Source organism: Vibrio satsumensis, assembly GCF_050337435.1.
Classification (GTDB): domain Bacteria; phylum Pseudomonadota; class Gammaproteobacteria; order Enterobacterales; family Vibrionaceae; genus Vibrio; species Vibrio satsumensis.
The window spans coordinates 88,410-112,235 of the sequence record NZ_JAKJSX010000010.1; the positions used below are offsets into that span (position 1 = coordinate 88,410).

Here is a 23,826-nt window from a genome sequence, read left to right on the forward strand (position 1 = left end):
AAGCTTAGCGATTAAGAATCTTTGTTTTGAGCATCGTCTGATTCAGACTTAACTTCTTCAACTTGAGACTCTTCAGCTTTTGGTTCGGCTTTAGTTTGCTCTTCTGATTTCGCTTCAGGTTTAGCTTCTTCCTTTGCAGGTTCTGCTTTCGCCTGATCACCCCAACCAGCTGGCTCACGAATGTCGTCTTTACGTTCCATCAAGTCATCAATCTGACCTGCATCAATCGTTTCAAACTTCATTAGCGCATCTTTCATCGAGTGCATGATATCCATGTTCTCTTCAAGAATTTGCTTCGCACGAGCATAGTTGCGGTCGATTAGAATACGAATTTCTTCATCGATCAGCTTAGTAGTATCGTCAGAAACATGTTTCGCTTGGCTCATGCCACGACCAAGGAAAACTTCGCCTTCTTCTTCAGCATATAGAAGAGGACCCAGTTTTTCAGAGAAGCCCCACTGCGTAACCATCTTACGAGCAATATCAGTTGCACGTTCGATATCGTTAGACGCACCAGTCGAAACTTTGTCTTTACCGTAGATAAGTTCTTCAGCAAGACGACCACCATACAAACTAGAGATCATTGATTCTAGATGTTGGCGAGACATGCTTACGCGGTCCTGCTCAGGTAGGTACATAGTGACACCAAGTGCACGACCACGTGGAATGATTGACACCTTGTACACTGGATCGTGTTCAGGTACCAGACGACCAACAATTGCGTGACCCGCTTCATGGTAAGCCGTTGACTCTTTCACTTCTTCAGACATCACCATTGAACGGCGCTCTGCACCCATCATGATTTTATCTTTAGCTAGTTCGAACTCAACCATAGATACATTGCGCTTGTTACCGCGAGCTGCAAATAGCGCCGCTTCGTTCACAAGGTTCGCAAGATCTGCACCAGAGAAACCAGGAGTACCACGAGCAATCAGAGATGGTTCAACATCACCCGATAGTGGCACTTTACGCATGTGCACTTTAAGAATCTGTTCACGACCACGTACATCAGGTAGACCAACCACCACTTGACGGTCAAAACGACCAGGACGAAGTAATGCTGGGTCTAGTACGTCTGGACGGTTAGTCGCAGCGATAACAATAATTCCTTCATTACCTTCGAAACCATCCATCTCAACCAGCATTTGGTTTAGTGTTTGTTCACGTTCATCGTGACCACCACCAACACCAGCACCACGTTGACGACCTACAGCATCGATTTCATCGATAAAGATGATACAAGGTGCCGCTTTCTTCGCTTGTTCGAACATGTCACGCACACGAGATGCACCAACACCAACAAACATTTCAACGAAGTCAGAACCAGAAATCGTAAAGAACGGTACTTTCGCTTCACCGGCAATCGCTTTTGCAAGCAATGTTTTACCCGTACCAGGAGGACCAACCAACAGGATACCTGTCGGGATCTTACCACCTAGCTTTTGGAAGCGGCTTGGATCACGAAGGTAATCCACAAGCTCTTTCACGTCTTCTTTTGCTTCGTCACAACCTGCAACATCAGCAAACATCGTTTTGATTTGTTCTTCGCTCATCATTCGAGCTTTACTCTTACCGAAAGACATCGCGCCTTTACCGCCGCCGCCGCCTTGCATTTGACGCATGAAGAAAATCCACACACCAATCAGTAAGATCATAGGGAACCATGAGATGAAGATAGTGCCAAGCAGGCTCTGTTCTTCAGGTGGTGTACCCTGAACTTTTACGTTTTGATTAATTAAGTCATCAAGTAGCTTTTGATCATAAACAGGCATGTAAGTTACATACTTAGAACCACCACCACGACGTGTGAAAGTGATTTCGCTGTTATTGAACTGTGCGTCTTGAATCTGGCCTTGGCCAACTTCCTGTACAAACGTGGTGTAATCTACTGCTCTGCCGTTACTTTCTCCAGGGCCAAAGCTCTGGAATACCGACATCAACACTACCGCGATAACAAGCCACAGAATTAAATTTTTTGCCATGTCACTCAAGGTGTAAGCCTCTCGATAACTAATTGTAATTAAAGGTAGGGTACTACAGTTTGTAACCTGTAGCCATGTTGTTAACTCTCACTATTGGAAGAGAATCGTTAACCTTTGTAACCAGTGGCTACGATAAACACTTCACGAGATCGAGCTCGAGAAGAGTCGGGTTTTCTGACTTTTACTGTTTTAAACATCTCGCGGACGTCCTTAACGTATTGGTCAAACCCTTCGCCTTGGAATACTTTTACAACAAAACTACCATTGGTAGCTAGAACTTGTCGACACATATCCAAAGCTAATTCAACTAAATACATAGCTCTTGGCTGATCCACAGAATTGTTGCCTGCTATATTAGGTGCCATATCTGACATCACGACATCAACCATGTTTGGTTGTATACGCTCCAACAAGGCATCTAGCACTGCTTCTTCGCGGAAATCGCCTTGTAAAAAGCTAACACCAGCAATCGGGTCCATTGGTAACAAATCACACGCAATGATTTGTCCGTTGTCTCCAACAATCTTAGCAGCATATTGAGACCAACCGCCAGGCGCTGCACCCAAATCCACAATGGTCATCCCAGGAGACAGCAATTTATCTTTCGTTTGAATCTCTTCCATTTTGAAATAAGCACGTGAACGATAGCCTTTCTTTCTAGCTTCATTTGCGTACTTGTCGTCGAAGTGTTCCTTCAACCAACGGCCTGAACTGGCCGAGTGTTTCTGTTTGCTCATTGGATACCTAAATTGGAGGAAAGTACTAATTGCTGAATAAATTATAGTCTTCAGCTTTAGATGGCGTTAAAATAGGTTTTTTCAACCCTAATAGTAAAGAAAATTGGCCGCGTAATGAACCTAAGTACCAAACAAAAGCAGCATCTAAAGGGCCTAGCTCACAGTTTAAAACCTGTTGTGCTAATGGGCGCAAATGGACTTACTGAAGCTGTTCTAGCGGAAATCGAATTAGCTCTAGACCACCACGAACTGATCAAGATTAAAGTTGCATCAGAAGACCGTGAGACTAAGCAACTGATTATCGATGCAATTGTACGTGAAACTAAAGCTGAAAAAGTACAGACTATCGGTAAAGTTCTAGTACTATTCCGTCAGTCAGAAGCACGTAAAATCGAGATTCCACGTAAATAAGCGAGCTTAATATAAGCTAACTTCCACTAAGAGAAAGCCATAACGCTTATCTTTTAGTGTAGCGTGAGAAACGAAAAAGGTCGCATTAAGCGACCTTTTTACTTATCAGAAACAAAGAAAATTCAATTAGATATATTCTACTTTGTCGATTTCGAAATCTTTATCGCCACCAGGTGTAGAGATAATAACCTCATCGCCTTCCATCTTACCGATAAGACCACGTGCAATTGGTGATTTCACAGAAATACGACCAGTTTTGATGTCAGCTTCATCTTCAGAAACGATCTGGTAGCGGAATTCTTCATCCGTATCGACATCGATCAAAGTTACTGTCGTACCAAAGATAATCTTACCCGTATTATCCATCTGAGTTACATCGATGATCTGAGCTAGCGATAGCTTATATTCTATATCTCGAATTTGAGCTTCACAGATACCCTGCTCTTCACGAGCGGCGTGGTACTCTGCATTCTCTTTCAAATCACCGAGTTCACGTGCTTCACCAATAGCTGCTGAAATAATAGGACGTAGCTTAAGTAGGCGATCTAATTCGTCACGTAGCTGCTGAGCGCCACGTACTGTCATTGGAACCTTTTCCATTTTTTACCTCTATGCCAAAGCTTTCTTTGGCCAACATAAATCCACCCAACATACTTATTGGGTGATAGAAACAAAACAATTTGGCTTAGTGTAAACAAACTTGATGGCTAAATCACCTTTATTCCACTTTGTCTTATAAAAGCTTTATCTAGCTCTAAATTACAGACATCACAAAAATGAATAATAACCTCCCCATCAATAAGTCAGCAATTGAATACCTAAAAAAAACAAAAACAAACCAAATAAATGTAGATCACACTTTTAAAATACAACTACAAAAACAACAAGTTAAGAATAAATCAACATAATAAAACAGTGTTCAGTTTTTCAATTTATATCATTTTACTAACTAGCTAAGGAACTTTAGGGGTAAAAAGTAACTCATGGATTGCACTGGCATTTTTTAGCGTTCTGACCTAATCATGGTTATGAAGCCTGATTAATACAGGCAAGACACTAAAAGGATTCAAATCCTTAATAAATACCTTTATGGACAGTAATTAGGAATTAATAACATGAACAAGACTATGATCGCGCTTGCTGTATCTGCTGCAGCTCTTGCTACTGGCGCTAACGCGGCAGAACTATACAACCAAGACGGTAACTCTGTTGAAATGGGCGGCCGTGCTGAAGCTCGTCTATCTCTAAAAGATGGCAAAGCTGAAGACAAAACACGTGTGCGTCTTAACTTCCTAGGTAAAGTTGAAATCCAAGACGGCCTATACGGTGTTGGTTTCTACGAAGGCGAATTCACAACTGCTGAAAACGGCGGCTCTACTGATAACAACGACGGCAGCATTACAAACCGTTACACGTACGCTGGTCTAGGCGGTACATTCGGTGAAGTAACTTACGGTAAAAACGACGGTGCTCTAGGCGTAATCACTGACTTTACAGATATCATGGCTTACCACGGTAACTCTGCTGCAGACAAAATCGCAGTAGCTGACCGTTCAGACAACATGCTTTCTTACAAAGGTCAATTCCAAGATCTAGGCCTAAAAGCAAGCTACCGTTTTGCAGACCGTGATGGTGTTGATGCTAACGGTGAGTTCACAGACAACGGTAAAGACGGCTACTCTCTATCTGCTATCTACGCAATCGGCGAAACTGGCGTTAAGCTAGGTGCTGGTTACGCAGACCAAGACCAATCTAACGAGTACATGCTTTCTGGTTCTTATGCTATCTCTGACCTGTACTTCGCAGGTGTATTCACAGATGGTGAAAAACAAACTACAGGTGTTAACTCTAACGACGCTGTAGACTACACTGGTTACGAATTAGCAGCAGCTTACACACTAGGCCAAACTGTATTCTCAACTACGTACAACAACGCTGAAACTGATAGCAAAACATCTGCTGATAACATCGCAATCGATGCTACTTACTACTTCAAGCCTAACTTCCGTGGTTACGTATCGTACAACTTCAACCTAATCTCTGAAGGTGACACGATCGGTACTACTAACAAGCTAACTAACGGCACAGCAAGCTCTGCTGACGCTGAAGACGAGCTAGCTCTAGGTCTACGTTACGACTTCTAATTCTGATTATCTAATTGATCAATTAGTTAATTGAGAATCAAAACGCCCGCTATCTAGCGGGCGTTTTTTATATCTGTATACTGAAAATATCAACCATCCAAGAAATCTTCTATGCGCCTTCTACCCACCCTACTTGTATGTGGTTTTTCCATTAGCATTTTCTCGACTAACACTTTCGCATATGCCCCTTTAGATAAATTGCCAGACGGTAGTAGTTCAAGCTTAATACTGCAGTCATTGAGTGGCGATTCAAATGAAATGAATACCGACACTGATGGCTTTTACCCACCAGCCAGCACTTTAAAACTAGTTACGGCTTTGGCAGCTAAATTAGAGTTAGGTGATGATTTTCACTACACGACAAGTATTTCCCGTTCGAATAAGGATGTTGTGATCTCATTTAGCGGCGACCCAACACTACAACGAGAACACCTAAAAAGTCTTTTAGCTCAATACGCTAAGTCGCAATCTAAAACCATCGAAGGTAACTTGTATCTCGATAGTTCAGCTTTTACTGGCTATCAGCGAGCCGTTGGTTGGCCTTGGGACATTCTAGGGGTTTGTTACAGCGCGCCTTCGAGTGCGATGACACTGGACAGCAATTGCGCGCAAGCTTCTATTTATACAAAAGATAACGGCAGCACTCGGGTCTATATTCCGGCTCACTACCCGATAGACGTGACAACCTCTGCAGCCACGGTAACTCGCTCTGGGCAGAAGGCAACACAATGCGACTTGGAGCTCATAACGACACCAGATAACGCTTATAAGCTCTCTGGCTGCCTCGTTGAACGTAAAAAGCCACTGCCACTCAAGTTCGCGATTCAAAATCCAGAACTTTACACCTATCAAGTCGTTACATCGCTTCTCAAAGAACTGAAAATAGAAGTAAAAGGTGATGTATTAGTTAGTAAAAAAAATAAACCTGGCAAGACCACGTTAGTCGCTAGTCACAACTCAGCAAAACTTCCTGAACTGCTCGATACCATGCTCAAGAAGTCAGATAATCTTATCGCAGACAACCTAACCAAAACTCTAGGAGAAACATTTTATGTGCAACCGGGTAGTTTCAACAACGGCACTGAAGCGATAAAGCAGATACTACTAACCAAGGCCAATATCGACCTCAGTAAAGCACAATTGGTCGACGGTTCAGGGCTTTCTAGAAATAACCGAATGAGGTCGCAGACGATGGCGCAGGTACTTCGTTATATCTGGGAAAATGATCAGCAGCTCAACTTAATCGAGGCAATGCCTACATCTGGCACTGATGGAACGCTCAAATACCGTCAAAGCATGAGAAAAGCACCGATCCAAGGCAACATTGTTGCAAAGAGCGGATCTTTATATGGCAGTTACAACATGGCGGGATACGGATTAGATAAAACAGGGAGTCCCAACTCTCTGTTTGTGCAGTTTGTGCGTGATTACTTCCCTGAAGAACAAGATCCAGACAAGCCAGTAGAAGCGCCAATCACCCAGTTTGAACGTGCTTTCTACAAAGATGTGGTCGAATTCAGTCAAACACAAAGTGAATATCAATAGTGGTTAACTTGTGTAAACGGTTAATTACCCGATAAAAAATGGCGCTGAAGATCTTCAGCGCCATTTTCATTTCTAAGATGTATTTTAGCTATTTTTAGAAGCTTTTAAGCGATTCCTAGGAATGAGTTCACGACAGTGAAGTAGATCCACATCCCTGAGATATCTACAATAGAAGCGAGTACTGGACTCACTAACACCGCAGGATCAAGCTTAAATAGCCTAGCAACTATCGGTAACCCGCCTCCGAGTACGGTAGATATGGTCACTTGAATAAACAGCGCTACCGCAATCGCAAGGGCAATCATGTTGATATCATAACCACCTGTCGATTGGTTTTCGCTAAACAGCAAAATACGACCAATCATCACCACTGCAATCGCAAGTGCTAAGCAGATGGCGACTCTAAACTCCTTCCATAGAACGTTAGCCCATTGGCGTTTTTTCAACTCCCCCGTGGCTAGGGCTCTGATGACCAAAGTCGCGGCTTGTGTTCCGGTGTTACCACCAGCAGCAGCAATCACAGGCATATAGATTGCCAAAAGTACCAACTGACTAAGAATGTCTTCATATTGAGCAATAATAAGCCCTGAGACGATTCCCAATAGTGCTAATGCAATAATCCAACCGATTCGCTGCCTAACGTGGCTCATTACTCCAGTAGAAAGGTAGCCCTGCTGAGGTTCTACCTCTGAGTAGATCAGCCCTAGTTGGTGAGCTAGATGTCGAGAGCGCTTCTCAAAACCCTGCTCTTCTAGCTCACTAAGTAAAGTCTGAATCGTACTAAGAGAGCATTGTCCCAGTACTAACACCGCATCTTCAAGCGGCATACGGTTCAAAAGGTTAATTTGTTGTTCACGTCCGTACTGTTGAAATGCATTCGATACAGCTTGGATGTCTTGCTCTGAATACAGAGCTTCAATAGATAAAAAAGCGTTGTTCATTACCGTCATGGCGAATCTCCCGATTGGCAAAGGTAACGACCATCAAAACAAATAGCATAGATTTATAGATTTATAGATTTATAGATTTATGCGCACCAAGAGCTGAAAGCTACTGGTGTGTCTACTTGTTAGAATCTAGTGTGTGGAAAAGAATGAGGGGGAAAAACAAAGATACCCTACCTGAACGGCAGGACAATAGATCAATACCGGACAGGTTATTCTTCTCCATTCAAACTAGGAGGATGGTCGGTATTGTTCATAAAAATCTCCAGAATTACTGTCAATTTGACAGCGCGCATAGTGTAGCAATAGGCGTTTCAAAGTTTCGTCAATTTTAAGTCAATAAAAAAGGCATCCGTGGATGCCTTTGATTTCAATTATTGATGTGCATTATTACTTAATAGTAATACGAGCAAACTTACGCTTACCTACTTGGTAAACCGCAGTACCTGCTTCAGGTACGAATTTGCTGTCTTCAATCTTCTCGCCTTCAAGCTTAGCCGCGCCTTGCTTGATCATACGCATCGCATCAGAAGTCGAGTTTACTAGACCCGCTTCTTTTAGAACGTTCGCAATTGGTAGACCTGCTTCGAATTCAAATTCAGGCATTTCATCAGGAACTTGGTTCTTAGCAAAACGGTTAACAAATTCTTGCTCAGCGGCTTCAGCATCTGCTTCACTGTGGAAACGCGCGATGATCTCTTTAGCAAGAAGCACTTTAACGTCACGCGGGTTCTTACCTGCATCAACGCCAGCTTTCAGTTCCGCAACTTCTTCAAGAGGACGGAAAGACAGTAGTTCGTAGTAACTCCACATTAGATCGTCAGAGATAGACATGATCTTACCAAACATCTCGCTTGGTGCTTCGCTGATACCGATGTAGTTGTGCGCAGACTTAGACATCTTCTTCACGCCGTCTAGACCAACAAGTAGTGGCATCATTAGTACCGCTTGTGGTTTTTGACCGGCAGCTTTTTGCAGTTCACGACCCATTAGCAGGTTAAACTTCTGGTCAGTACCGCCAAGCTCAACGTCGCTCTCTAGTGCAACAGAGTCGTGACCTTGTAGGAGTGGGTACATGAATTCGTGGATTGCAATCGGTTGACCACCAGCGTAACGCTTTTTGAAGTCATCACGCTCAAGCATACGAGCAACAGTTTGGTTAGAAGCAAGACGAATCATGCCTTCAGCACCAAGCTCAGATAGCCACTCAGAGTTGAAACGAATTTGCGTTTTCGCAGGATCTAGAATCTTGAATACTTGCTCTTTGTAAGTTTCAGCATTCTTCAATACGTCTTCACGGCTTAGCGGTGGACGGGTTGAGTTCTTACCTGATGGGTCACCAACCATTGCAGTGAAATCACCGATAAGGAATGTCACTTCATGACCAAGCTCTTGGAAAGCACGAAGCTTGTTAAAGATAACCGTATGGCCTAGGTGGATATCTGGAGCTGTTGGATCAGCACCCAGTTTAATGCGTAAAGGACGACCTTCTTTTAATTTAGCAATTAGTTCGTCTTCTGGAATCAGTTCTTCTACGCCACGTTTGATCTCGGCTAGTGCAGCTTCAATACTCGCCATTCTTGTTCACTCCCACAGATTTGGCAAAAATATAATAATTAGACATCTTACTTGAATAGCGATGTATTTTGAAACCAGTTACACTATTCCGTCGTCGATTTTCATAATATTTACAGAACGAACCGGAACATGTTGTCTATTTTTGCACGCCTTCCTATTTTGCACCGGGCTTTTATCGCATTTTTTAGTGCCGTAATTTTCGTCGCGATTTTCTTACTCCCCGACGTCAACAGTTTACGTGACGATACGGGCGCTTTAGTGGTGGGGAAACATTACCCACTGACTATCAATACATCCGCGCTTGTTAGTTCAAGTGACGCACCGCCGACAGCAGTGCTCAATTGGGAAAAATATACCGTTCGTTCTGGCGAAAGCACTTCTGTTCTATTCGAACGTATTGGCCTCTCATACCGCTTGCTGATCACCCTACTTAATACCAACAATGATATTAAGAAGCAGCTGTCTAACCTAAGACCTGGTGATGTATTGCAGTTTGGCTTTGATGAAAACAACGACCTTATTCAGCTAAAGCGACAGCTTAGTGCGTTTGAAAGCTTTAAGATCACTAAGTCTGGCGATTCGTTTTCCTCTAGTTTCGACAAGAAAGAGGTTGCCTACCAATACAATTATGCCGAAGCCGACATCACCTCGAATTTCTGGAATGCTGGCGTAAGCGCAGGTTTAACCGCAAACCAAATTATGGAACTGGCGGGCATCTTCGGCTGGGATATCGACTTTGCGTTAGATATTCGTAAGAATGACAGCTTCAAAATCTTATACCAAGAAAAAGTAGTTGAAGGTGAAGTGGTTGGTCGCGGTAAGATCATGGCAGCCGTATTCAAAAACCAAGGTGATTCATTTACCGCGGTATTAGATGATAAGAGCGGCAACTACTTCGATGAAAATGGTCGTGCAATGAAGAAAGCGTTCTTGCGCTCTCCTATTGATTTTCGTCGTGTAACATCGAACTTTAACCCTAACAGAAAACACCCAGTAACCGGTAAGGTTCGCGCTCACCGCGGCACTGACTACGCAGCCCCTGTTGGCACGCCTATCTGGGCTGCCGGTGACGGTATCGTTCAGAAGTCGGGTTACAACCAATTCAATGGTAACTACGTGTTCATACGCCACAGCAACACCTACATCACCAAATACCTGCACATGAAGCGACGTATGGTGAAAACTGGTCAGCGCGTAAAACAAGGCCAAACCATTGGTACTTTGGGTGGTACGGGCCGAGTGACTGGCCCACACTTACACTATGAATTCTTGGTCAATGGCGTACATAAGAATGCGCGTACCGTGAAATTGCCTCAATCTAAGTCGTTAACCGGTAAGGCAAAAGCAACATTTATTGCGAACTCGGAGATTCGATTGAATAACCTAGAGCGATACGGCCAGTTACTAGCAACTAATTAGGCTACTAGTGACTAATTAGATTAATAGCCATATAAACCAACGAAAAGAGCGCCCACCAAGGCGCTCTTTTTTATGTTCATCGAACCACTGTATCGACTATTCTTCAGGCTTCTTGTCTCGCCCTAGCATCAATAGACAAGGCGTCAGTACCAAAGTTAGGACTGTCGCGAATGCTAAGCCTCCCGCAATTGCGGTAGCGAGTTGCGACCACCACTGCGTGCTCGGAGCACCGAATTCTATCTTTTGATTAATCAGGTCGATGTTCATCTCTAACACCATCGGCATCAAACCTAAAATAGTAGTGACAGTAGTCAGCATTACAGGTCTTAAACGTTGAACTCCGGTTCTTAGAATCGCATCTCGCTTATCCAAGCCTCTTTTAATCAACTGGTTATAGGTATCGATCAGCACAATGTTGTTGTTCACCACTATACCTGCCAGTGCAATCACTCCAATACCAGACATCACGATGCCAAACGGGAGCTGGAAGATAAGCAAACCAACAAATACACCTACCGTCGAAAACAACACTGCACTAAGAATCAAAAACGCTTGATAGAAGCTATTAAACTGAGTAATCAGAATCAAAGCCATCACCGCCAGAGCAACCAAGAAAGCACTTTGTAAGAAAGCAGAAGAGTTTTCTTGTTCTTCATTTTGACCACGAATACGAAACTCGACACTACTTGGTAGACCCAACTCACTCAACGCTTGCTCGATCTTTGGCAACTCGAGAGCAAGGTTATAGCCCTCTTCCATATCACCCATGATGTTCACTACACGCTTACCATCAAGACGTTTGATCGTGTCTTGCTTATGGTCAGGGACTATCTGCGCAAAATTGGTGATCGGCACTAAGCCTGCAGGCGTTTTAACTCTCAGTTGGTCGAAGCGTCCGATATCTCTTTTATCATTAGGGTAACGCACCAAGATATCGACCTCTTCTGAAGAATCATCAGGCAGGTAATCACCAATCTTGAGACCATTGGTAACAAATTGAACGGTATTACCCACCAAAGTCGCATCAGCTGCAAAACGAGCGGCATCGTCGCGGCGAATATCCACCTTCCAATCGATGCCGTCTTTGCTTGCTGTATCGCTGATATTAGTCAGCGCTTGATTACCATCCGCCCAATGTCTCACAATTTTTGCGGCCTGATTCAGTTGCTCTGGCGTTCTTGCCGACAGCTCTATCACTAAATCATTCTCAACCGGAGGCCCTGCATCTGGAAACTTATATTCAATCTCAACACCAGCGTATTGATCGGTTTGTACCTTCAACTCATCAATGATCGCTTTAACACTGCGGCGGTATTGCCAATCAACAGGCGTAATCGAGATCAAACCAATCTGGTCGTCACCACCAGTGCGCGTATAAACGGTATCGAACTCATCATAGTTGAGCATCATCAGCTCAATATCACGCATGATGCCATCCTTTTCTTGGATAGAGAGATCACCATGTGAGCGGACTTTGACATTAAAGAATGGCGGATCAACCTCAGGGAAGAATTCAGCCCCAAGACCGGCTTTGGAGTAAGTAAATCCAACCGCAACCGCGAGCAGTATCGCACTACAAAGAATCTTAAAGGGGTGCTTAATCGCAATCGACAGTGTGTGGTAATACGCCTTAGTTAAGCCGGTGGCTTGTGAAAAGTCACCATTATGCAGTGCGACCATTCGAGCTTGGCTTTTAGACGATACGTATTGAGGTTTGCCAATCAAGCCGCCTAATACGGGCACAAATAACAGCGCCATGATCAATGAAGCAGTTAAAGTAGCGATAAGGGTTAACGGCAAATACTTCATGAATTCGCCCGTCACATCCGGCCAAAACAATAACGGAGCAAATGCCGCCAAGGTTGTCGCAGTAGACGCTGTTATCGGCCATGCCATACGTTTAGCTGCATCCCGGTAAGCGGCTTTACGTCCTTCACCTTCTTGCATTCGCCTGTCTGCAAATTCGGTCACCACAATCGCGCCATCGACCAACATACCAACCGCCATGATCAAAGAGAACAGCACTACAATGTTGACGGTTAAACCGAATACAGACAGCACTAGTAGCCCGGTAAGGAATGATCCAGGAATTGAAATTCCGACCAATAGCGCGGTTCGGACACCAAGAATGGCGATGATAACGATCACCACTAAAATGATGGCGGATAGAATGTTGTTTTGCAGATCATTGAGCATGATCTTCACATCTTTAGATTCATCCCAAGTGTACTTAACCAATAAGTTATTTGGCCATTCGGCTTGCTGTTGAGCGCCAGCCATTACGGCTTTCACTAACTCAACCGTTTCAATGATGTTTTCACCTGCGCGCTTCTTAATGTCCAAGACAACCGCAGATTTACCATCTAAGCGAGCAAAGCTTTCAGGATCTCGAAACGCTCGACGAACCGTGGCCACATCACCAAAGGTCACGACCTGCTTACCATCCACTTTAATTGGTAGCTCAAGCACGTCTTTTAGAGAGTTAAACACCGAAGGAACTTTAACCGAGAAACGACCATAGCCAGTATCGACAAAGCCTGCAGCAACCACTCGATTGTTTAACGCAATCAGGTTATAGATATCGGCTTGATCTAGGCTGTAGCTTTCCATTAAAAGAGGATCAACAATGATTTCAACAATATCTTCCCTGTCACCCGCTATATCGACCTCTAATATCTGACGATAACTTTCGAGTTTATCTCCCAGCTCTCGAGCAATTTGTACGATAGTACGTTCTGGTACAGTTCCAAACAGAACTACAGAAAGTACAGGCTGCTCCGAAGCAAGTGTCACTTCATTTACAACCGGTTCATCACTATCTTCTGGCAGTTTTGGCTTAGCCAGATCAACCGCGTCACGCACATCGGCCATTGCTTTGGTAAGATCGACACCAACATTAAACTCCAACACAACAGAAGCGTGGCCTTCTGCAGCGGTTGCCGTCATCTCTTTTACGCCTTCAATCGACCTAAGCTCTTGTTCTATTGGGCGTACCAGTAAACGCTCCGCATCGGTTGGCGAGATCCCTTGGTGCCCTACTGAAACGTAGATAATCGGAATGGTGATATCTGGGCTCGATTCTTTGGGTATCGTGATATAGGTAATGACACCGGCGACAATAATTAACGCCAAAAGGGAGAGCATTGTTCGAGCACGAGACAATGCTGCATCAATAATTGAATACATCGATTGTCTCCTACTCTGCGGTTACGTTAGAGAGTTCAGCGCCTTGCTCAACAGCAATCACCGAATCACCATCACGCACAAAACCTTGCCCCACCGTGATGATATCGACACGCTGACCTAACCCCGTCAGCCACACTCCATCTTGCTCAGCTTTCACCAGTTGAATACCGACAAATTTCACGATTGGTGAGTCATCAATTGAAACCAAAGTTTTGACTCCAAGATTGCCCGCCTCATCTAGTGCCAACATGGCAGGTGTCACTTTGATAGCGTCTCTCGTTTCTAGATTGAGGGTTACTTCGGCACTGACACCAGCAGGTAACAGGCCATCGGAGTTATCGATTTCAATCTCAATTGGGAAGGTATTGGTTGAGGCAGAAGAGATTCGAGAAACATAACGTAAACGGCCTTCCGCTTCTTCTCTTCCCAGCAAGCGAACCAAGGTAGACTGATTAACTAACAAATGCTGGATATGACGTTCACTCACATCGGCTTCGATGACCAGAGGATCGAGGTCAATCACGCCCGCGACCGGATCGCCAACCCCAACAAAGTCACCAAGCTCCACCATCAAATCTTGAACCACACCAGAGAACGGGGAAGTAATTACCGTATTCTTTAAAGCCAACTCTGCATTGCGCATCATGGCTTTTGCTTCTGTTAACGAAGCCTCTACTGTGGTGTAGGCGATTTCGCCTTGCAGCCCTCTTTTCTTCAGTGATTGCGCCGCTTTAAACTCTTTCTGCTTCAAGCGATATAAAGCTGAGGCTCGCTCAAGTTGAATCTCCAAATCACCCTTATCTATCTGGGCAATGGCTTGTCCTGCTTTAACCATATCCCCCTTAACAACATTCAATCTGACAATCTTGCCCGCGACTTCTGCGCCTAGACGAGCATGCCTATCGGGCGCCGTCCTTCCATAGAGATCAATCGTTTTAAAGGTCGGTGATGAAGTGAAGGTTTGAAAGGAAACTTTAGCCAACGGAATTTCTGTCGCCTTTTTTTCAGGTGACTCTTCTGCTTGCCCTACGCCTAAACCAAGCCAGAACGACAACAACACGACTAGAGTCAGAGAAACTAGCCATGGCTGCTTAAGTTTCTGAAAAAGTGGTGAGTTAGGAAATAGAGTGGGCATAACAAATCCTTTTGTCCGATGTAATTAAGGTAAGCTAATTGGCTTAACACTGTTATGTGCAACTTCCATATGCACAGAGATAACCTTACCAGACCAAAACCAAACGAAGTTGGACGCTATCGACAGTTTAAAGAATATGCCGTGTACTAAAAATGAAGGAAATACTTTGAAAAATAATAGGTTAAATATCGAGGTAAGTACTGATTTCGATGAAAAAGCCAAGCGGTCGACAGTCAGGTTTAACTTACTACGGCTTTTTGAGGAGTCTATAACACAAAAACGCCGAACATAGGTTCGGCGTTTGCAGTGTTTCTAATGTAGCTTTCAGCTTTTTCTGTTCAAGCTATACGCTAAATGAAGCACCACAGCCACATGTTGTTGTAGCGTTCGGGTTGTTCACAAAGAAACGTGCGCCTTCTAGGCCTTCTGTGTAATCAACCATGCCGCCCATTAGATATTGTAGGCTCATTGGGTCAACAACTAGCGTTACACCGCTGTTTACAATCGTAGTGTCGCCATCATTTACTTTTTCATCAAATGTGAAGCCGTATTGGAAACCACTACAACCACCACCTGTAATGTATACACGCAGTTTTAGTTCTGGGTTTTCTTCTTCAGCGATTAGCGTTTGTACGCGGGTAGCTGCTGCATCAGAAAAAGACAATGGGATATTTACTTCGCTCACGACAACCTCTCTTACCTGTGTCAAAAACAACATGATACAAATCTAATTCGAGACCATAGTTGTTGAGTATTTTCTTATATTCTACTGATTATCTAATACCTGACTGAAACGTTCAAGTATTCACCACCGGATCGCCTCTTTTAGTGCAGTAAAGTAGTCAATATTGAGCAATTAAAACGTGTAACCACACAAAACAACCAGATTCGGGCGATTATATCAGCGAAAGCATTCCTAGTTGGATTATGGATAGGTACAATGCGTGCCAATTGGTCCGACAGTCAAAAGAGGATATATCAATGACCAAATCAGCAGAGCTGTACGAAAAAGCACAGCAAACTATTCCTGGTGGCGTAAACTCTCCAGTTCGTGCATTCAATGGCGTAGGTGGTTCTCCAATCTTCGTTGAACGCGCTGATGGCCCACTTATTTTTGATGCTGATGGTAAAGCGTATATCGATTACGTTGGCTCTTGGGGTCCAATGATCCTTGGTCACAACCACGTTGTCATTCGTGATGCTGTTATTGCAGCAGCTCAACGTGGCCTTAGCTTCGGCGCTCCAACCGAAACTGAAATCAAAATGGCTGAACTTGTCTCTGAGATGGTTCCATCAATGGAACAGCTACGTATGGTGAGCTCAGGTACAGAAGCAACAATGAGTGCAATTCGTCTAGCTCGTGGCTTCACTGGTCGTGACAAAATTCTTAAGTTTGAAGGCTGCTACCACGGTCACGCAGACAGCCTACTTGTAAAAGCAGGTTCTGGCGCACTGACTTTAGGTCAGCCAAGCTCACCAGGCGTACCGGCTGATTTTGCGAAACTAACGCTAACAGCAACCTTCAACAATCTAGATTCAGTACGTGAAATCTTCGCAGCAAATAAAGGCGAGATCGCTTGTATCATCGTTGAGCCAGTCGCGGGCAACATGAACTGTATCCCTCCTGTAGAAGGCTTCCACGAAGGTCTACGTGAAATCTGTGACCAAGAAGGTGCATTGCTAATCTTTGATGAAGTAATGACAGGTTTCCGCGTTGCTGAAGGTTGTGCTCAGGCTTACTACAACATCAAGCCAGATCTAACGTGTCTTGGTAAAGTAATCGGCGGCGGCATGCCAGTGGGTGCTTTCGGTGGTCGCAAAGAAGTGATGCAATACATCGCACCTACAGGCCCAGTTTACCAAGCGGGTACTCTTTCAGGTAACCCTGTTGCAATGGCTGCTGGCTACGCGTGTTTGAACCTTCTAAGAGAAGAAGGCAACGAAAAGCGTCTAGCTTCAAAAACTAAGCAATTAGCAAATGGCTTCAAGCAACTTGCTGACAAACACGGCATCCCAATGCTAGTTCACCAAGTTGGTGGTATGTTTGGTTTCTTCTTTACAGATCAAGAAACTGTGACGTGCTACGAAGATGTAACTAAGTGTGATGTAGAACGCTTCAAGCGCTTCTTCCACCTAATGTTAGATCACGGTGTTTACCTTGCACCTTCAGCATTCGAAGCAAGCTTTACTTCTCTTGCTCACGGTTCAAAAGAACTGGATGCAACACTAGAAGCCGCCGATCGCTCTCTTGCGATCATTGCAGCTGAAAGCAAATAATCGAAAGCACTTTATAAGTCGCTAACTGATTGAATTTAGGGCTGCATTAGGTGCGGCCCTTTTTGTACGCCACGTTCATCAACTGTGAATATGGCAGCTTGCCTATCAGCCAACTAAGACCAAAATTGAACTAAAAACACCTAACGCTCCCAAAAAAGAAAAACCAACAGCATCAAGGTACCTAGGAACATTCTGAACCAAGGGATCTCTTTTTTTGTTTGCTGTTCTTCATCTTGGCATTTCTTATCTTTATTACAGCATCCCATTATCAAAACTCCTCATTGCTAACTCTCTGTTTTGCAGCCATTATAAACTTAGAACGCAAATATAGAGACCATTACCGTGTCAGAAAAAATTAAAATCAATTCCAGTCACTGGGTGATCATCATAGCCTTACTTGCGGCTGCTTATGCTTGTTACCTGCTTATCGAGCCGTACGTTAATTCAATTGTGATGGCTTTCATCATTTCACTGTTGATGTTCCCGATCCACGAGTGGCTTGAAAAGAAGATTCCGAATAAAGAAAACATCGTCTCTCTGCTGTCTTGTGTCATCCTGACTTTCATTATTGTGATTCCTTTATTAGCAGTGTTCGCAGCGATTGTGCAGCAAGGTTCTCTGTTCTCTCAGAACACTTACCAATGGGTGACACACGGCGGTATTCAGACTCTGTTTGAGCACCCTATCGTTGTTAAAGCACTGTCGTTCGTAAATAACTACCTGCCTTTTGATAACATTGAACCTAAAGCCATCGCACAGAAAGTTGGCGAATTCGCGACAAGTTTTGGTTCTAAGTTGGTTGGAATCAGTGCGAAAATCTTAGGTGATGCGACCAATTTCTTAATGGACTTCTTCTTGATGCTGTTCGTTTTGTTCTTCTTATTAAGAGATCACGACAAAATCATTAGTGTGGTGCGTCATATTCTTCCGCTATCTCGTAGCCAAGAAGACAAGCTTCTAACAGAGATAGAGCAAGTATCTAAATCAGCAGTAATGGGCTCATTCTTAACGGCCATCGCGCAAGGCTTTGCGGGTGGTTTAGGTATGTGGATTGCTGGTTTCCCTGGGTTGTTCTGGGGAACCATGATGGGCTTTGCCTCTTTCATCCCAGTCGTGGGAACCGCTCTCATCTGGATCCCTGCTGCGACATACTTGTTCCTAACAGGCGATACCACTTGGGCGATTTTCCTAACGGTTTACTGTGTAGCAATTGTTGGTTCAATTGATAACCTGCTACGTCCGTTGTTGATGCAAGGCAGTGCAGGCATGAATACCCTAATGATCTTCTTCTCACTGTTAGGTGGTATTCAACTGTTTGGCCTAATTGGTCTTATCTATGGCCCACTAATCTTTGCGATTACCATTGTCCTATTCAACATCTACGATGAAGAGTTTAAAGACTTTTTAAACCAGCAAGACAAGAGTTAATCAACAGCTCAGCAACTTGGTTGCCGAACGAGTATTAAACACTTCAAGCTTTGGGCGGATTATGCGAAAATCCGCCCTCATTTTTTGCTAACGATTCAACAGAGTATCCTATGTCAGCTTATATTGCCCCAAGCCAGATTGCTCAACGCCAACTCGCCTACTTTGAAGGCAAACATGTTTTAGTTGCAGGTGAGGCAGAAGACTTGTTCCCTGTTGAGTTAGCGAAACATTGTGAATCTGTCTCTGTATTTACGTCTAATTACAGCTACTACCGTCAATTGGAAGGCTGTAACACCATCCAACGTTTTTACGGTGCTGAGTTTACTGAAGAGACCAAAGCAGACTTAGTGATGCTGTATTGGCCAAAGGCCAAGGCAGAAGCAGAATTTTTGTTAGCGATGTTATTTGCCAAGCTAGGCAAAGATACCGAAATCGTCGTGGTTGGTGAGAACCGCTCAGGCGTGAAGAGCATCGAGAAGATGTTTACTCCTTACGGCAAAGTCGTTAAATACGATTCAGCACGTCGCTGCTCTTTCTACTGGGGTCAATGCTTCGAGCAACCACAAGCATTCAACCTACAAGACTGGTTTAAGACCTACACGGTTAACATTGATGAACAACCTCTGACGGTAAAAAGCCTTCCTGGCGTCTTCAGTCACGGTCAATTCGATGTCGGCAGCCAACTTCTGCTTGATACTCTGCCAAAACTAAAAGGCAAAGTACTGGACTTTGGTTGTGGTGCAGGCGTATTAGGCGCGGTAATGGCATCTCGTAACCCTGATATCGAACTAGAAATGTGCGACATCAGTGCATTTGCCGTGGCATCCAGCCAAGCAACCCTAGAAGCGAACGGTTTAACGGGTAAAGTCTTCGCTTCAGATGTCTATTCTGATACTGCAGAAGACTACCAGTTCATCATCAGTAATCCACCATTCCACTCAGGTTTGGATACTAGCTACAGTGCGACTGAGACCTTACTTGCTCAGGCTCCTAAGCATTTGAAACGTTCTGGTGAGATGATTATTGTTGCGAACAGTTTCTTAAAATACATTCCAATTATTGAACAAGCGTTTGGAAAATGCGCGACTCTAAATAAGACCACTAAATTCGCGATTTATCACGCAAGCAAATAGCCTACCTAACACAGCGCAGGGTCATTATCTGCGCTGTCTGTTCATATTTTTGTCAAAACTCTATAAAAATGAGCTTTTGCACACGCTTTAAATACCACTTACTTGTCAAAGTAAAAAAACTCGTTAATTTCGTTAAATTGGAACCCGTTAATTCTATTCTCTGTACTTGTTTTCGCCCCTTTTAGCAGTACATCAAAGGAAAGTAGTACCCAATTTATGTTTAGATTCTATCGTAAGCAGAAGTTTAAGCGCCTTCAAAATACCCTAATGCTGGCATTTCTTGTCCTCAGTATTACCCCAGTGACACTTATCGCGATGTTTTTCCTCCAATCGCACAGTCAGGATCTCCAGGAACAAAGCACCTCACACCTTGTTTCGGTTCGTGATACTAAGCAGCAGCAAATTGTCGATTACCTACAAGCCCAAGAATCCCAAGTGATGGGCTTTGTTCGCTCAGAATTGGCCAATGCCAGTGGCGGGCGATTTTATGGTTTGATCAATGCTTTCCAACGATTGGGGTTAGATATTGACGAGGCACGCAGTAATGCGCAGCAACGCTACATTCAGGGATCTGGCGATCAAATCAAAACGTCGATTCTTCCAGAGTCCAGTAGCTTTATTGGCAGCGAGCGTTATCGACTACTTCACAAGCGCTACCATAATGCTTACCTAGAGCTGCTTAAACGCTCTGATTTTGACGATATTCTCTTGGTTGATATCAACGGTAACGTCGCTTATTCCGTCTTTAAAAATGATGATTACGGCACCAACCTGCTGACTGGAAAATACAAGGACTCCAACCTAGGTATTACCTTTCAACGACTAGCGAAAGACGTAACCGACCGACGCAAATCTAACGAAGATTACACGCCGGTTATCGTTTCTGACTTTAAAGACGAGAACGGCAAGCAGACCGCATGGCTAGGCGCACCTATCGTTCAACAGGGCTACCTACACAGTTACGCGATGTTTAGATTGCCAATCAACGGCATTACTAAGCTGATTGCGGATCTCAACAAGAGTTCGAATATTCAAACACTACTTGTGGGTGATGATCACCTGCCGCGTAGCCTTGCTCATTCACAAGAATCTATCAACTTAAGCTTAGATGTTGTCGATAAAGCATTGGCTGGCGAAACAGCGGTTGGCACCTTCGACAACACCCTGAATCAAGCGATCATCGCAGCCTATACACCAATTGAACTCAAGTACGCGACTTGGGCTCTTGTTGTCGAGCTTCCGGAGAAAGAGGCATTTGCCCGTATTCATCAGTTAGAAAAGATCTTCGTGATAGTGATGTTAACCGCGATCATTCTGGTTGTTGTCGCATCGCACTATCTGTCTAACTTCATCACCTCACCGCTACTTAAACTGACGTGGGCAGCCGAGAAAGTTTCTGCGGGTGATCTTGATGAGACGATGATCAATACCGAACGTAAAGATGAAATCGGTCGTTTGGCGGTAAGCTTTGAACGAATGCAGCGCTCCATTCGTGAAAAGATGCTGCTTATCAAAAGCCAAAATGATGAGCTTGAAGACAACCTCAAGACCATTAAAAAGCAAAACGAAGATTTGCAGCTGGCTAACAAACTCAAAGATGAGTTCTTAGCAACCACCTCTCACGAATTGAGAACACCACTGCATGGCATGGTGGGCATTGCTGAAGCGTTGATATCTGGAGCGAATGGTCCTATTCCTGCTAATCAGAAGTATCAGTTGGATATCATCATCAATAGTGGTCAGAGATTGGCGACCTTGGTTGATGATCTGCTTGATTATCACAAGATGCGCTATGGCAGCTTGGACATTAAGAAGTCAGCCGTTGATTTGTCTGCAGCCACCAGCTTGGTCCTAGAGTTGTCTCATCACCTGTTGGGCAATAAGCCAATCCGTATTATTAACCAAGTGCCAAGTGATTTAGGGCTGGTTTCGTCGGATCCTCAACGACTTGAGCAAGTGATGTATAACTTAGTCGGCAATGCCATCAAGTACACCTCAGAAGGTAAAATTGTTATCTCTGCCAGCGTTATCGACGACAACATTCGTGTACAAGTTGTCGATACTGGCCAAGGTATTCCGGCCGAGTATCTTGAACACATCTTTGAGCCATTGATTCAAGCAGGACAAGATGCGAGTAACTACCGCCAAGGTGCTGGGCTTGGATTATCGATCAGTCGTCAGTTAATTGAGTTAATGGGCGGTTCGCTGTACGTAAGTAGCCAGCCAATGCTTGGCACTACGTTTAGCTTTACCCTGCCCCTAGCTACTCAAGATGAGCTGGACAGTTACAACGAATCAGGTCACTACTCGCACTTCCAAGCGCCTGATTTAATTGATAACAGCCAACAAGAAAACAGTGTTATCAGTGAAAACCCAGATGGTCCGTTACTGGTTATCGCCGATGATGAGCCGGTTAACCTGCGAGTATTAGACAGCTTCTTGAAGTTAGAAGGTTATCGAGTACGTACTGCATGTGACGGCCCTGAAACCATCGAGTTGATTGAAAAAGAGAAACCGGAACTACTGCTGCTCGATATAATGATGCCAGGTATGAGCGGCTATCAGGTTTGTGAAGCACTGCGTAAGCAATACGATCATGCTCAATTGCCAATCATCATGCTAACGGCACTCAACCAAGCAGAAGACCGTGTTCGAGGTTTCGAAGCGGGTGCCAATGACTACTTATCGAAGCCATTCAACAAACAAGAACTGGCGGCTCGAATAACAGCGCATCTATCAGCAAGTAAAGCCGAACAGAGGCGCCTTGAAAACGACCAACTGCAACTCGAGCTCAAACATAGAGCGATGGTTGAGGCTAACCTGTTGGAAACTCAAGGACGCTTATTAGAACAGTTAGAATCGGCACCTGAGGCTATCATCTGTATTCGTGATGACCAACGTATTCGCTTTGCTAACGAAGCGGCAGCGAAGCTATTCAGGCGCGGTCAAGAACAACTTAAACGCTCAATGGCTGACGAGATCATCGCACCTAAATACCTTAAGGTGGAACAAGCACACTACTGCGGTGACATTGATATCTATATAGATGACACACGTCAGCGCATACCAAGTGACATCCTTAAGCTACCTGAAGGCTCAGGGCTCGACACCATGTATATCTTTAATGTAGGCGGTGGCGTTAACTCAAACCGTATTAATAACCTTGAGACCGCTGTTGAAGCGCTTTCTAGCTATGCATTTGAAGGTGATAAGGACAAACTGCAACAATTGAAAGAACTCGGTGGTGAGTTTACTCGTCTGGCAGATAAAGCCACTGGAGAAGGTAAAAACAAGCAAGAGTTAATGCGTGAGGTCTTAGTCGATGCGATGACTAATGCCATCATCTACTGGGAATCGGTGACTGGTGAAACCAAATTTGCTTTCGCCGAGAAGAGTGGCTTGTGGCGTGTCTACTTAGATCGCAGTACGTTGCAAACTCGAACGCTAGACAAATACCTACGCGTCGAAACCCTACCAAAAACACCTCGCTGGCGAACGGTATTGAGTTCTATCGAATTCATACTTGATCACTGTAAAGAACAAACACCAGAGAGGACGCATATTGAGATGCTAAGGGATAAACTGCAGAAACTCTTGACCAGTTAAACCTGAACCAATACCTCCTTATTAGCCCACCTAGCGTGGGCTTTTTTTGTGGGTATCGCTCGTAACCAAAGCACGATAACATCCATTCAAACACACTTCTTTCACGGTATTAAACAAGCAAAATGACACGTTACTCAAGCTTAAACAATCACCTGCTCAATCGCTATTTAGAAGCTTATTCTTGGCTGAATTTCACAGTTCTCCGACTCTTTGTTGCAGTTTGAGAAGCGAGTCACAACAGAACGGCAGATTTAATTTTCTAGGGAAATTTAACGTAAAACCGGCAAGTGACCGAGATCTA

Annotated in this window: 16 protein-coding genes; 8 read left to right on the top strand and 8 right to left on the bottom strand. The window is 44.2% G+C overall.

The genetic code is table 11. The features are described 5' to 3' along the window. Positions 1-11: 11 nt before the first annotated feature. Both ftsH and rlmE read right to left on the bottom strand, forming a co-directional pair. Positions 12-1,982 carry an ATP-dependent zinc metalloprotease FtsH gene (gene ftsH, locus L4C44_RS14060; protein ID WP_146490656.1) on the bottom strand — a complete coding sequence of 657 codons (1,971 nt, stop codon included), beginning with the start codon at positions 1,980-1,982 and terminating at the stop codon, positions 12-14. A gap of 107 nt (positions 1,983-2,089) precedes the next feature. After that, positions 2,090-2,719, bottom strand: coding sequence for a 23S rRNA (uridine(2552)-2'-O)-methyltransferase RlmE (rlmE, locus tag L4C44_RS14065; RefSeq protein ID WP_017059396.1), 630 nt, complete (start codon positions 2,717-2,719; stop codon positions 2,090-2,092). A 114-nt stretch (positions 2,720-2,833) separates the two neighbouring features. Between rlmE and yhbY the strand changes: the two genes are divergently transcribed. After that, positions 2,834-3,130, top strand: a complete 297-nt coding sequence (gene yhbY, locus L4C44_RS14070; RefSeq protein ID WP_004738252.1) for a ribosome assembly RNA-binding protein YhbY — start codon at positions 2,834-2,836, stop codon at positions 3,128-3,130. 126 nt (positions 3,131-3,256) lie between these two features. On the opposite strand, the gene greA is transcribed toward yhbY, so the two are convergent. Then, positions 3,257-3,730 (bottom strand): transcription elongation factor GreA, encoded by a 474-nt coding sequence (gene greA / locus L4C44_RS14075; protein ID WP_061018733.1) that lies wholly within the window; start codon positions 3,728-3,730, stop codon positions 3,257-3,259. Between the two features lie 515 nt (positions 3,731-4,245). Between greA and L4C44_RS14080 the strand changes: the two genes are divergently transcribed. Beyond that, positions 4,246-5,274, top strand: coding sequence for a porin (locus tag L4C44_RS14080; protein ID WP_285954260.1), 1,029 nt, complete (start codon positions 4,246-4,248; stop codon positions 5,272-5,274). A gap of 111 nt (positions 5,275-5,385) precedes the next feature. After that, on the top strand, positions 5,386-6,819 hold the full coding sequence (gene dacB, locus L4C44_RS14085) for a serine-type D-Ala-D-Ala carboxypeptidase (RefSeq protein WP_428805268.1): 1,434 nt from the start codon (positions 5,386-5,388) through the stop codon (positions 6,817-6,819). A gap of 104 nt (positions 6,820-6,923) precedes the next feature. On the opposite strand, the gene L4C44_RS14090 is transcribed toward dacB, so the two are convergent. Next, positions 6,924-7,769, bottom strand: coding sequence for a magnesium transporter (locus tag L4C44_RS14090; RefSeq protein ID WP_285954258.1), 846 nt, complete (start codon positions 7,767-7,769; stop codon positions 6,924-6,926). 384 nt (positions 7,770-8,153) lie between these two features. Continuing rightward, positions 8,154-9,341, bottom strand: a complete 1,188-nt coding sequence (gene tyrS, locus L4C44_RS14095) for a tyrosine--tRNA ligase (protein WP_017059402.1) — start codon at positions 9,339-9,341, stop codon at positions 8,154-8,156. 129 nt (positions 9,342-9,470) lie between these two features. Here tyrS and shyC point away from each other — a divergent pair, with 129 nt between their 5' ends. After that, a complete protein-coding gene (shyC, locus tag L4C44_RS14100) occupies positions 9,471-10,760 on the top strand; it encodes a peptidoglycan DD-endopeptidase ShyC (protein WP_428805269.1) in 1,290 nt (429 codons plus the stop codon). Between the two features lie 96 nt (positions 10,761-10,856). Here shyC and L4C44_RS14105 read toward each other — a convergent pair whose 3' ends face one another. The 3 genes from L4C44_RS14105 to erpA form a co-directional block, all read right to left on the bottom strand. Next, the gene (locus tag L4C44_RS14105; protein ID WP_428805270.1) at positions 10,857-13,946 is read right to left on the bottom strand and encodes an efflux RND transporter permease subunit; all 3,090 of its coding nucleotides are present in this window, start codon (positions 13,944-13,946) and stop codon (positions 10,857-10,859) included. 10 nt (positions 13,947-13,956) lie between these two features. Continuing rightward, positions 13,957-15,081: an efflux RND transporter periplasmic adaptor subunit gene (locus L4C44_RS14110; protein WP_428805271.1), complete on the bottom strand. Its 1,125-nt coding sequence runs from the start codon at positions 15,079-15,081 to the stop codon at positions 13,957-13,959. A 343-nt stretch (positions 15,082-15,424) separates the two neighbouring features. Beyond that, positions 15,425-15,766, bottom strand: coding sequence for an iron-sulfur cluster insertion protein ErpA (gene erpA, locus L4C44_RS14115; protein WP_004734539.1), 342 nt, complete (start codon positions 15,764-15,766; stop codon positions 15,425-15,427). 296 nt (positions 15,767-16,062) lie between these two features. Between erpA and hemL the strand changes: the two genes are divergently transcribed. The 4 genes from hemL to L4C44_RS14135 all read left to right on the top strand — a co-directional run bounded on the left by hemL (position 16,063) and on the right by L4C44_RS14135 (position 23,525). Further along, positions 16,063-17,358 carry a glutamate-1-semialdehyde 2,1-aminomutase gene (gene hemL, locus L4C44_RS14120; protein WP_146490649.1) on the top strand — a complete coding sequence of 432 codons (1,296 nt, stop codon included), beginning with the start codon at positions 16,063-16,065 and terminating at the stop codon, positions 17,356-17,358. Positions 17,359-17,700: 342 nt separating this feature from the next. Beyond that, entirely contained in the window at positions 17,701-18,786 is a 1,086-nt protein-coding gene (locus tag L4C44_RS14125) for an AI-2E family transporter (RefSeq protein ID WP_060982637.1), read from the top strand. A gap of 110 nt (positions 18,787-18,896) precedes the next feature. Beyond that, positions 18,897-19,919 (top strand): 16S rRNA (guanine(1207)-N(2))-methyltransferase RsmC, encoded by a 1,023-nt coding sequence (gene rsmC, locus L4C44_RS14130; RefSeq protein WP_146490648.1) that lies wholly within the window; start codon positions 18,897-18,899, stop codon positions 19,917-19,919. 216 nt (positions 19,920-20,135) lie between these two features. After that, positions 20,136-23,525: a response regulator gene (locus tag L4C44_RS14135; protein ID WP_428805272.1), complete on the top strand. Its 3,390-nt coding sequence runs from the start codon at positions 20,136-20,138 to the stop codon at positions 23,523-23,525. Positions 23,526-23,826: the final 301 nt, after the last annotated feature.